Annotated in this window: 7 protein-coding genes and 1 pseudogene; 5 read left to right on the forward strand and 3 right to left on the reverse strand. The window is 71.8% G+C overall.

Annotated features, from left to right (window positions below; translation table 11 throughout):
• Positions 1-100 precede the first annotated feature (100 nt).
• Positions 101-1210 carry an NAD(P)H-dependent flavin oxidoreductase gene (locus GTY56_RS22885; RefSeq protein ID WP_161367202.1) on the forward strand — a complete coding sequence of 370 codons (1110 nt, stop codon included), beginning with the start codon at positions 101-103 and terminating at the stop codon, positions 1208-1210.
• Positions 1207-2760 (forward strand): AMP-binding protein, encoded by a 1554-nt coding sequence (locus GTY56_RS22890; protein WP_161367203.1) that lies wholly within the window; start codon positions 1207-1209, stop codon positions 2758-2760. The genes GTY56_RS22885 and GTY56_RS22890 overlap by 4 nt, the downstream gene beginning before the upstream one ends.
• A gap of 25 nt (positions 2761-2785) precedes the next feature.
• Here the strand turns inward: GTY56_RS22890 and GTY56_RS22895 are convergent, their stop codons facing one another.
• Positions 2786-5212, reverse strand: coding sequence for a penicillin acylase family protein (locus GTY56_RS22895; RefSeq protein ID WP_161367204.1), 2427 nt, complete (start codon positions 5210-5212; stop codon positions 2786-2788).
• A 184-nt stretch (positions 5213-5396) separates the two neighbouring features.
• Between GTY56_RS22895 and GTY56_RS22900 the strand changes: the two genes are divergently transcribed.
• From GTY56_RS22900 to GTY56_RS22910, 3 genes and pseudogenes are all read left to right on the forward strand, one after another.
• Positions 5397-6899, forward strand: coding sequence for an acyl-CoA synthetase (locus GTY56_RS22900; protein WP_161367205.1), 1503 nt, complete (start codon positions 5397-5399; stop codon positions 6897-6899).
• Positions 6900-6959: 60 nt separating this feature from the next.
• Positions 6960-7793, forward strand: coding sequence for an alpha/beta fold hydrolase (locus tag GTY56_RS22905; protein WP_161367206.1), 834 nt, complete (start codon positions 6960-6962; stop codon positions 7791-7793).
• Positions 7794-7864: 71 nt separating this feature from the next.
• Positions 7865-8587, forward strand: a pseudogene (locus tag GTY56_RS22910) (alpha/beta fold hydrolase); the annotation flags it as partial.
• On the opposite strand, the gene GTY56_RS22915 reads toward GTY56_RS22910, so the two are convergent.
• Positions 8559-10457, reverse strand: coding sequence for an LTA synthase family protein (locus GTY56_RS22915; RefSeq protein ID WP_161367208.1), 1899 nt, complete (start codon positions 10455-10457; stop codon positions 8559-8561). The pseudogene GTY56_RS22910 and the gene GTY56_RS22915 overlap by 29 nt on opposite strands.
• A 113-nt stretch (positions 10458-10570) precedes the next feature.
• A complete protein-coding gene (locus GTY56_RS22920) occupies positions 10571-12190 on the reverse strand; it encodes an AMP-binding protein (RefSeq protein ID WP_161367209.1) in 1620 nt (539 codons plus the stop codon).
• Positions 12191-12305: the final 115 nt, after the last annotated feature.

A 12305-nucleotide genomic window follows, 5' to 3' on the forward strand; every position in this document is an offset into this window, starting at 1 on the left:
CTTCGCATACAGACCGCACGCACGACCGGCCACGGCCTGAATCTGACGGAGCATCAGAAAACCCCTTCCGTCCTCCGGAGGACTCCGGCATCCTGCGCCCATGCAGACGGAGCTGAGCCAGACACTGGGAATCGAGCACGCCGTCTTCGGCTTCACGCCGTTCCCCGCCGTCGCCGCGGCCATCAGCCGGGCCGGCGGCTTCGGCGTGCTCGGCGCGGTTCGCTACACCGCCCCCGACGAGCTCAAACGCGACCTGGACTGGATCGAGGCACACGTCGACGGCAGGCCCTACGGCCTGGACGTCGTCATGCCGGCGAAGAAGGTCGAGGGCGTCACGGAGGCCGACGTCGAGGCGATGATCCCCGAAGGCCACCGGCAGTTCGTCCGGGACACCCTCGCACAACACGGCGTGCCCGAGCTCGCCGAGGGCGAGGCGTCCGGCTGGCGCATCACGGGCTGGATGGAGCAGGTCGCCCGCAGCCAGCTCGACGTCGCCTTCGACTACCCGATCCGGCTCCTCGCCAACGCCCTCGGCTCACCGCCCGCCGACGTCATCGCCCGCGCCCATGACCGGGACGTCCTCGTCGCCGCACTCGCGGGCAGTGCCCGGCACGCCCGCAAGCACCGGGACGCCGGGATCGACATCGTCGTGGCGCAGGGCTACGAGGCGGGCGGCCACACCGGCGAGATCGCCTCCATGGTGCTCACCCCGGAGGTCGTCGACGCCGTCGACCCGTTGCCCGTGCTGGCCGCCGGCGGCATCGGCAGCGGGCAGCAGGTGGCCGCCGCGCTCGCCCTCGGCGCCCAGGGGGTGTGGCTGGGCTCCCTGTGGCTGACCACCACGGAAGCGGGCCTCCACTCACCCGCCCTGACCCGCAAGCTCCTCGCGGCCGGCTCCGGGGACACCGTCCGGTCCCGGGCGCTCACCGGCAAACCGGCACGCCAGTTGCGCACCGAGTGGACCGACGCCTGGGACGACCCGGACGGGCCCGGCACCCTGCCCATGCCCCTGCAAGGGCTGCTCGTCGCCGAGGCCGTGTCGCGCATCCAGAAGTACGAGGTCGACCCGCTGCTCGGCACCCCGGTCGGACAGATCGTCGGCCGGATGACCAGCGAACGCAGTGTCCAGGCGGTCTTCGACGACCTCACCCGCGGCTTCCAGCGGGCCGTGGACCGCGTCAACCGCATCGCCGGAAGGAGCGGACAGTGAACACCCGAGCGCCCGTGGGCTTCTGGGCCCAGGCCACCGCCGACCCCGACCGCGCGGTCCTGGTCGCCCCCGACGGCGAGGAGTGGACCGCCGGACGCCTGCACGCCGCCGCCAACCGGCTCGTGCACGGCTTGCGCACGGCCGGACTGGAACGCGGTGACACCTTCGCGGTGGTCCTGCCGAACGGCGTCGAGTTCCTCACCGCGTACCTCGCCGCCAGCCAGGCCGGGTTCTACCTCGTGCCCGTCAACCACCACCTGGTCGGACCGGAGATCGCCTGGATCGTCTCCGACTCCGGCGCCAAGGTCCTCCTCGCCCACGAGCGCTTCGCCGACGCGGCCCGCGCCGCCGCCGACGAGGCCGGTCTGCCGCACACGCACCGGTACGCCGTCGGCCCGGTCCAGGGCTTCCGCCCGTACGTCGAACTCCTCACCGGACAGCCCGGGTCACCGCCCGCCGACCGCACCCTCGGCTGGGTCATGAACTACACCTCCGGTACCACCGGGCGCCCCCGCGGCATCCGCCGCCCCCTGCCCGGCAAGCCGCCGGAGGAGGCCTACCTCGGGGGGTTCCTCGGCATCTTCGGCATCCGCCCGTTCGACGGCAACGTGCACCTGGTCTGCTCGCCGCTGTACCACACGGCCGTTCTCCAGTTCGCCGGCGCGTCGCTGCACATCGGCCACCGGCTGGTCCTCATGGACAAGTGGACACCCGAGGAGATGCTCCGCCTCATCGCCGCCCACCGCTGCACCCACACCCATATGGTTCCCACCCAGTTCCACCGCCTGCTGGCCCTGCCCGGCGAGGTGAAGGACCGCTACGACGTCTCCTCGATGCGCCACGCCATCCACGGCGCCGCGCCCTGCCCCGACCATGTGAAACGGGCCATGCTCGACTGGTGGGGGCCGTGCGTGGAGGAGTACTACGCGGCCAGCGAGGGAGGCGGCGCCTTCGCCACCGCCGAGGACTGGCTGAAGAGGCCCGGCACCGTCGGCAAGGCCTGGCCCATCAGCGAACTCGCGGTCTTCGACGACGACGGCAACCGGCTGCCGCCCGGTGAACTCGGCACCGTCTACATGAAGATGAACACCGGCGGCTTCTCGTACCACAAGGACGAGGCCAAGACCCGCAAGAACCGCATCGGCGACTTCTTCACCGTCGGCGACCTCGGCCACCTCGACGAGGACGGGTACCTCTTCCTGCGCGACCGCAAGATCGACCTGATCATCTCCGGCGGCGTCAACATCTACCCGGCCGAGATCGAGTCGGCCCTGCTCGCCCACCCGGCCGTCGCGGACGCCGCCGTCTTCGGAATCCCGCACGACGACTGGGGCGAGGAGGTCAAGGCGGTCGTGGAACCGGCCCCCGGACACCGCCCGGGGCCCGCCCTCGCCGCCGACCTCCTCGACCACTGCGCCCACCGGCTCGCCGGCTACAAGCGGCCCCGGAGCGTCGACTTCATCACCGAGATGCCCCGCGACCCCAACGGCAAGCTGTACAAGCGACGGCTGCGGGAACCGTACTGGGAGGGCCGGGCGCGCCCGGTGTGAGCCCGCCCGGCACCCCCCCCGGTGGTCAGCGGTGTTCGTGCACCCGCACCACCTTCAGCTTCGGCGAGGACGCGATGTCCTTCTCGCAGAAGCGCGAGGTCACCCACCGCTCACCGGAGAACAGCCGGGTCTGGTCGGCGTGGTGCGGCGACTTCGGGTTCGACGACTGGGAGTACGTCAGCAGCGTGCGCGCCACCGGGCAGCGACTGCCGTCCCAGCCGACCGCCTGGAGGTGGCTGGAGCCGAACGGCACCTGCGTGTACCCGCCGGCGGTCGCGTCCCACGCCGGCTCGATCACGTTCCACACACCGAGCCGCCCCGCGCCGCCCGGTACGGGCAGACGCTCGCCGTCGCGGACGACGAACTGGTGCGCGCCGAGCGGTGCGTCGAGCGCGATGCCAGCGGCCCGCAGTTCGGCCACCGCGTCGGCGAGGGCGGTGGCGAAGCCGGGTGCGTCCGTGTTCAGGGTGTTCGGCGTGCGGACCGGATCCGCCGCCGAGAACGGCACCTTCCACAACTGGTCCGTCGGCACGGCCTGTTCGAGCCTGCGCCAGAACCGGTCGAAGAGCAGCGCTCCCCGGCTTCCGCTGTCCATGGTGCGGTCCCACGCCTTCAGCACCCCGCAGGCCTCCGACACGTCGACGGCCTTGCCGTCGCTGCCCGTCGCGGCGCCCCCGGGCAGCGCGGCGCACGCCCGCGCCACGTCACCGGCGGCGAGATCACCCGCCGGCACCCGGTTGGCGAACTGCTGCCGTTGCAGGTCGCGTACGGTCAGGCCGCCGCGGTCCGCCATCGCCGCCACGTCCTCCAGCGCGCCACGGGTGCGCAGGCCGAGCTGTGTGCCGGCCGTGCCGAAGATCCGCTCATAGCCGGTGAGCGGCCGGTCGGTGTTCGTCATCCACGCGGTGCCGTTGGAGTTCTCCGCGTACGGGGCGTCCTTCAGCGTCGGCATCCTCGCCGGGCCGAAGATCCCCGGCACGACGGCGTCGGCGTCACCGCCGAGAGCGCAGTCGCCGCGCGAGCCGTCGAGGATCGCGATCCCGGACGCCGGGTACGTGGTCCTGCCCAGCTCCGTCGAGCAGCGCCGGGCCAGGCCGTCGGTGATGCGGGGGAGGACCTGCGACTGGGTGAAGAGGGAGTGCCCCGCACGGTCGGCGGCGAGCGTGTTCACCCAAGGGAGTCCCTGGTGCCGGTCGAGGGAGGCGAGGACGTCGGCCGTGCTCCGCGCCTTGCCGAAGCCGAGCGAGGTGTCGGCGAAACGGAGGTTCGCGGCGTTGGGGTCGTTGAGGGCGTACGCCGTCTTCCCGGTCCACGGCAGCGGGACCTGGGGGCTGAGGGAGGTGACGACCGGGCCGTAGCGGGTCCACCACTGGGTGCGGGTGACCGGCGCGCCGTCCTTCACGGCGACCGTCACGGTCCGCTTCGTCATGCGCTCCGGCCTGCCGTCCACGAGGTACGTGGTGGGATCGGACGGATCGAGCGTCAGCTGGTGGACGTTGGCCGGGATGCCGGTGGAGACCGTGTGGCTCCACGCCACATGTGCGTTGAACCCGATGGAGACCGCCGGGGTGCCGAGCAGGGATCCGCCGGACACGTTCAGCTCGCCCGGGATCGTCTGCTGCGACTGCCAGAACCGGCGACCGCCGTCCCACGGGTAGTGCGGGTTGCCCAGCAGCAGACCACGGCCGTTCGCCGTCGTGTCACCGCGGAAGGCGACCGCGTTGGAGCCCATGCCCGGGTCGCCCCACAGCTCCTCCGCCGCCTTCGCCACGGCCTTCGCGCCGGGTGGGCGGTCGGACGGAGCGCCGGAGGGCGCGGTGCCGCCGGCCGGCGGCACCGCGGCCGTGATCGTATCGACGAACCGGCCCTGGCCGGATATCGACGCGATGGCCAGGCCGCGGGCCGCCACGTCCAGTTCGGTGACCGGCCGCACCCAGGACGCGCCCGCACAAGCCGGATCCGTGACCCTCTTCTGCTTCAGCCAGGCGTTGTAACCGGCGGCCCAGCCCCGCATCATGGCCCGGACCTCACGGCTCGGCCCCACGGGGGCGGGTTCGGCGAGATGCTTCTGCACCGTGCGGGTCTCGCGGACCCCGCGGAAGTACAGGTCGCTGGCGAGGTTCGTCCTGGCCGCCGAAAGATCGCCGCCGGCGGACGCGTCGGCACCGAAGTACCGGGACCGCTCGCCCCGCAGCGTCACGAACCCGTCGGCGAGCGTGCACACCTCGTCGGCGGCCTGCGCCCAGCCCGTACCGAAGCCCAGACCGGCGTAGCTCTTCGCGAGAATGTGCGGGATGCCGTACTCGGTGTAGCGGATGACGGCGGACAGCCCGTCGTGGGACGGGTGCTGCTCCGCTCGCTGCTGGCTCGTGGCGGCTGCCGCGGGTAACGCGGACGCGGCGGTGAACAGGGCCGTGGCCCCGAGAACGAGTCGTCTCAGACGACCGCGCATCGTGCCCTCCAACATCGTCGGGGGATGGAAACGCCGACGGCACGGACCTGGTTCGCAGGTCTGTCGGCTTCATGACACCGGACGCCGTCGGCACCGGCCGGGTTGCTCATGGCCCAACACCGCCCCTGGCCCTGCCTATCGGGGTCCTTGACCTCCACGGGCCGTGAACCGAGGATCATGTGTCATGACGACGTCCGGACACGGCAGCACGGTCGACGCGGTCCTGCGGCGCAGCGCCCGGCGGACCCCGGCGCGCGTCGCGGTGGAGTACGCCGAGCGGAGCTGGACATACGACGAACTCGACACCGCCGTCTCCCGCGCGGCGAGCGTCCTCCTCGGCCAGGGGCTGACCCCCGGCGACCGGGTGGGCGCCTACGGCCACAACTCCGACGCCTACCTGATCGCCTTCCTGGCCTGCGCCCGCGCCGGACTGGTGCACGTGCCCGTCAACCAGAACCTGACCGGCGACGACCTCGCCTACATCGTCGGACAGTCCGGCAGCGCCCTCGTCCTCACCGACCCGGACCTCGCGCCGCGACTGCCGGAAGACGTACGGGCGTTGCCCCTGCGCGAGGCCGACGACTCGCTGCTCGCGCGGCTGCCCGGCGCGCCCGTGTACGACGGCCCCGAGCCGCGCACCGAAGACCTCGTGCAACTGCTGTACACCTCCGGCACGACCGCCCTGCCCAAGGGCGCGATGATGACGCACCGGGCCCTGGTGCACGAGTACCTGAGCGCGATCACGGCCCTCGACCTCAGCGCGGGCGACCGGCCCGTGCACTCCCTGCCGCTGTACCACTCGGCGCAGATGCACGTCTTCCTGCTGCCCTGCCTCACCGTCGGCGCGACGAACATCATCCTCGACGCGCCCGACGGCGACCGGCTCTTCGACCTGATCGAATCGGGCCGGGCGGACAGCCTGTTCGCGCCGCCCACCGTCTGGATCGCCCTGGCCGGACGCCCCGACTTCGCCACCCGCGACCTGAGCGGACTGCGCAAGGCCTACTACGGCGCCTCGATCATGCCGGTCCCCGTACTCGAGCGGCTCCGGGAGCGCCTGCCGGGCCTGGCCTTCTACAACTGCTTCGGCCAGAGTGAGATCGGCCCCCTCGCCACCGTGCTCGCGCCCGACGAGCACAAGGGCCGCATGGACTCCTGCGGCCGGCCCGTGCTGTTCGTGGACGCGCGTGTCGTCGACGAGGACGGCAAGGACGTACCCGACGGCACCCCCGGTGAGATCGTCTACCGCTCCCCGCAGCTGTGCGAGGGCTACTGGGACAAGCCCGAGGAGACCGCCGAGGCCTTCCGCGACGGCTGGTTCCGCTCCGGCGACCTCGCGGTACGTGACGCGCACGGCTACTACACGATCGTCGACCGGGTGAAGGACGTCATCAACTCCGGTGGCGTCGTCGTCGCCTCACGCCAGGTCGAGGACGCGCTGTACACCCATCCCGCCGTCGCCGAGGCCGCGGTCGTGGGCCTGCCGGACGAGCGCTGGATCGAGGCGGTGACGGCCGTCGTCGTACCACGCGGCGAGGTCTCCGAAGCGGAACTGATCGACCACGTCCGCGGGAAACTCGCCCCCTTCAAGGCGCCGAAGCGGGTGGTCTTCGTGGACGAACTCCCGCGCAACGCCAGCGGGAAGATCCTCAAACGGCAGCTGAGGAACGAACTCGGGACGCGGTAGCGCACACGAGCCGGAGAACCCGGTTGTGCCGGACCGGCCCAGGACACCAGGATCGGCGGCATGCCGACCTTCCGTGCCCCGGACGGGACCCGACTCACCTACCACCTGCGCGGCGAGGGCGAGCCGCTCGTCGTGCTGCCCGGCGGCCCCATGCGGGCCTCGGCCTACCTGGGGAACCTGGGCGGACTGGACGCCCACCGGCAGCTGGTGCTGCTCGACCTGCGCGGCACGGGGGAGTCCGAGCTGCCGGCGGACCCGGGCACGTACCGCTGCGACCGGCTCGTGGACGACGTCGAGGCGTTGCGGCTCCACCTGCGACGTGAGCGGATGGACGTGCTCGCGCACTCGGCGGGCGGCAGTCTCGCCGTGCTGTACGCGGCCCGTCATCCGCGGCGGCTGGGACGGCTGGCGCTGATCACCGCCACACCGTGGGCCCTCGGCATGCCGGCGACGGCCCGGGACCGGCTGGCGGCGGCCCGACTGCGCGCGTCCGAACCCTGGTTCGCGGACGCCTTCCCGCCGTTCGAAGCCTGGCTGGAGGGCAAGGGCGACTTCGACCCGGCGTTCCTCCCGTTCTTCTACGGACGGTGGGACGACTCCGCCCGGGCCCACGCCGACCGTGAGGAGGCCGAGACCAACGACGACGCGGCGGAGGTCTACGGTGCCGACGGCGCCTACGAACCGGACGCGACCCGCCGTGCGCTCGCCCGGGTGAGAACTCCCGTACTCGTCCTGGCCGGTGGAGTCGACGGCGGCCCCGGCCCGGCGCTCGCCCGGCAGGCCGCACAGGCCTTCCCGGCCGCCGAGTTCACGGTCCAGCCGGGGGCGGGGCACTACCCGTGGCTCGACGACCCGGACCGGTTCGTGCAGCGCGTGGCCGGTTTCTTCGCCTGACGCGACGGGCGCCCCTCTGCTGTCGGCAGAACGGCCCCGGCCCGGCAGCGCCCCTCGCCTACCGTCCCGGTATGGACAACCGACCGCGCACCCTACGGGCGAACGGCATCACCCAGGCCTACCGCGTCTGGGGACCGCAGGACGCCCCGCCCCTTCTGTTGCTGCACGCCCGTGGGGCCGACGGCAGCGACTGGGCGGAGATCGCCCCGGCCCTGGCCACGGGGGGAGCGGGACCCCGCCGGGTGTACGCCCCCGACCTGCGCGGACACGGCCGCAGCGACTGGCCCGGCGGATACGCGTACGAGACTTTGCGTGACGACGTTCACGCCTTCCTCCGCACGCTCGGCATCGAGAGCGCCGACGTCGTGGGCCACTCGCTCGGCGGCGCCGTCGCCTACCTGCTCGCCCAGCGCGGACCGGAACTCGTCCGGAGGCTCGTCCTGGAGGACGTGCCCGCGCCCTTCCCGCTGGACCCGCCGCGCCCACCCGCCGAACGGCCCGCCGGGGACCTGCCGTACGACTGGGCGATGATCCTCGCCACCGACGAACAGCGCAACGCACCGAACCCCGAGTGGTGGGAGCACATGGGGCGGATCACGAGCCCCACGCTGCTGATCGGCGGCGGGCCGGGCAGCCTGATCCCGCAGGAGCAGATCGCCGCCTTCGCCGAACGGCTCCCCGACGCCCGGCACATCACCGTCGACGCGGGGCATCTCGTCCACGAGGCCCGCCCGGAGGAGTTCCTCGCGGCCGTGGAGGACTTCCTCAGCCCTGCGGACCGTACGCCGTCATGAAGCGGTCGCGGAACCTGTCCATGCCCCACCGGGGGGCGTTCGCGGCCGGCTTGAGGCCGTCCGTCCAGTTCCAGCCGGCGATCCGGTCCAGGACCTTCTTGTCCTTGGCGACGATGGTGATCGGCACGTCCTTGCCGGTGTCTCCGGCGGTGACGGTCGGTACCGGCTGGTGGTCGCCGAGGAAGACCAGCACCGTGTCCTCGTCGCCGTAGCGCTCGACCCACTCGGTCAGGCTCCGGATCGAGTACTCGATGGCCCGCCGGTACTCGGTGCGCACCTTCTCCGGGTCCTTCCAGACCTCCGTGGGGTTCGTCCCCTCCTTCTTGATCCGGTGGAACACCGAGCCGTCGCCCAGGTCGTCCCAGTCGATCATCCGCGCGATGGGGGACCAGGGGTTGTGGCTCGACGCCAGGATGATCTCCGCCATGATCGGCTCGCGGTCCTTCTTGCCGTGCTCCAGGCGCTGGAAGGCCTCCATGCTGAACTGGTCGGGCACCGGCGTCCAGCTGAAGTACGGGCCGTGGTAGCCGAGGTGCTCGGAGTCGTAGATGTGGTCCAGACCGAAGTACTTCCCCTCCGGCCAGGCCCGCCGCACCCCGGGCACGATGCCGACGGTCCGCCAGGCGCCCGTCTTCCCGAAGTAGTTCGTCAGCGTCATGCGATCGCTCGTGGTCAGGTTGCGGTACCGCTGCTGGTTCTTGATCCACAGTCCGGACAGGAAGGTCGAGTGGGCGAGCCAGCTGCCCGCGCCCGTCACCGGCGACTCCAGCCAGCCGCTGCGCGAGGCGAACCCGGCCGCCTTCAGCCGGCCGGTGCCCTCCTTGAGGACCGCGTCGGTCTGCTGCGCCATCGCCGGGTCGTCGATCGCGACCCGGCCGTAGCTCTCGATGAACGTGAACAGGACGTCCTTGCCCCGCAGTCCCGTGAGCAGCTGGTCCGGCGGCGTCTTCGCGAAGGCGTCCACGGCGGCCTGCTTCTCGAAGACCCGTGCGTCCTTCAGGCCCGCCCGGACCTGCTCGACCCGGTTGCCCAGGAACTCCGCGTTGCCCTTGGTGGCGATCGGCACCGTTCCGATCTGCAGGCCCAGGGTCATGCAGGTCATCCACGCCGTGCCGAGGATCAGCGTCGTACGGGCGGCGACGGGCCGGTGCCGGACCATCAGACGGGTCAGCCGCACCACGGAGAGGGTCGTGAGGACCAGCACCGCGACGAACAGCACGATCACGCCGGTCACGGCCAGCACCTGGCCGGTACGGCCGAACGTCTCCCTCAGGAAGTCCGTGCCGTTCTCGATCAGGATCCAGTCCAGCACCAGGTCGAAGGGGCGGGCGAGGATCTGGTAGAAGCCCATGTCGACGAACTTCAGGATCGTGACCAGCCCGAGGAACGCACCCATGACCACGGCAGTGACCCGGCGGGCCTTCGGCGGCAGCGCGAGCAGCAGGCCCGCGAGCAGCACGCCCTCGGCGGGGATCCTGACGAACGAGGCGAACTCGATCTTGTCGACCTGGTTCGGCACGAGCAGCGCGAACAGCACGAGGGCACCCGCCAGCACGGTGGTCCCCACGCTGACGCCGCGGGCCACGCGGGGGTAGCGGCGGCGCCAGCCGAACCAGCCGGGCTTCAGCGCACCGGGGGACCCTTCGGAACCCGTGCCGGGGGCCGTGTCCGGGCCGACGTCCGTGGACGTGTCCGCTGCCGTCTTCGGGGCGGTGTCCGGTTCGGTCTCCGCACTCGTGTCCGGTGCCGCCTCCGGCTTGTCCGCCTCGGCCTGTTCCCCGGCCGCATCCCTTGCCGCCGTGCCGTCATCCGGTTCCGCTCCGCCCTCGGTGGGGTCCGAGAGCTGACGGGAGCGAGTGAAAGGCGACACCCGGTGGTCCTTCCGTGCGGTCTTGCTGGCATGGCTGACAGAGCCCGGAGACCGAGCCTGCCACCACCAGTACGTCCGCACGTCATCCGGGGTTCAATGTTCCGGCCGGAGAATCACCCGTCCGCAGCCACCGCCACCTCCCGGGCCCATCGGTAGTCGGCCTTGCCGCTCGGCGACCGCTGGATCGACTCGGTGATCACCAGCCGGCGCGGGATCTTGTAGCCGGCGAGCCGGTCACGGCAGTGCGTGCGGACGTCCTCCAGCGACAGCCGTGAGGCCCCCTCGCGCAGTTGCACCACCGCCGCCACGTGGTGGCCCCAGCGGGGGTCCGGCACCCCCGCCACGAGCGCGTCGTAGACGTCCGGATGGGACTTGAGGGCCTGCTCGACCTCCTCCGGGTACACCTTCTCGCCGCCGGTGTTGATGCACTGCGAGCCCCGGCCCAGGACGGTGACCACGCCCTCCTCGTCGACGGTGGCCATGTCGCCGAGCAGCACCCACCGCCGGCCGTCCCTGACGAAGAAGGTCGCGGCGGTCTTGACCGGGTCGTTGTAGTAGCCGAGCGGCACATGTCCGCACTGGGCGATCCGGCCCACCTCACCGGCCGGCACCGGCGCGTACGTGGCCGGGTCGACCACCTGGGTGCGGGCGTTGACCCGCACCCGGAAGCCCCGCTCCGGGCCGGAGTCCTCGGTCGCCGTGCCGTTGAAGCCGGACTCCGAGGAGCCGAAGTTGTTCAGCAGCACGGCGTTCGGCACCAGTTCCCGGAACTGCCGGCGCACCGTGTCCGACATGATCGCGCCGGACGACGACACGCTGAACAGCGACGAGCGGTCGATGTGCCGCAGCGGCCCGCTGAGCGCGTCGATCAGCGGCCGCAGCATGGCGTCGCCCACCAGCGAGATGCTGCTGACCCGCTCCTTCTCCACGGTCCGCAGTACCTCCTCGGGCACGAACTTGCGGTGGATGACGACCCGCTGCCCGAAGTTGAAGCCGATGAACGCGGTGAGGGTGGAGGTGCCGTGCATCAGCGGGGCCGTCGGGAAGAACGTGATGCCCGCGCCGCCGGTCGCGACCCGCTCGGCGAGCTCCTCCGGCTTCTTCACCGGTTCCCCGGTCGGGGCGCCCCCGCCGAGGCCCGCGAAGAACAGGTCCTCCTGCCGCCACATCACGCCCTTGGGCATGCCGGTCGTGCCGCCGGTGTAGATGATGAACTGGTCGTCGCCCGAGCGGGCCGGGAAACCGCGCTCGGGCGACCCGGCGGCCTCCGCCTGCGCGAACTCCGTGCAGGGCACCTCCGCGGCTCCCGGCGGCGGAGTGCCCACCCGGATCAGATGCCGTAGCTTCTCCGCCCGGGGACGCGCAGCCGCCACCCGGTCCGTGAACTCGGCGTCGAAGACCAGCGCCACCAGGTCGGCGTCCCGGTAGAGGTACACCAACTCCTCTTCGACATACCGGTAGTTGACATTGACCGGCACGATCCGCGCCTTCAGGCAGCCGAGCACCGTCTGGAGGTACTCCACACCGTTGTAGAGGTGGAGCCCGAGGTGCTCGCCGGGGCGTATCCCGCTGTCGAGCAGGTGATGCCCGACGCGGTCGGCCGCCGCGTCCAGTTCCGCGTACGTCAGGCGTCGCTCCGCGCCCGTGCCGGGATGGTCGGCGTACACCAGCGCCTCACGGCCGGGGACGACGTCGACGACCGACTCGAACAGGTCGGCAAGGTTGTACTCCACCGCTCCTCCTGACCCCGGGCGTGCCTGGCATCGGACGGTTCGCCGGTCATCAGAGCAAAGGGCGGTCCAACTGTGAAGGGCCTCCGCGAAAGAATCTGACTGACTGTCAGAAAAC

The sequence above is a fragment of the Streptomyces sp. SID5643 genome, from assembly GCF_009872555.1.
GTDB lineage: Bacteria > Actinomycetota > Actinomycetes > Streptomycetales > Streptomycetaceae > Streptomyces > Streptomyces iakyrus.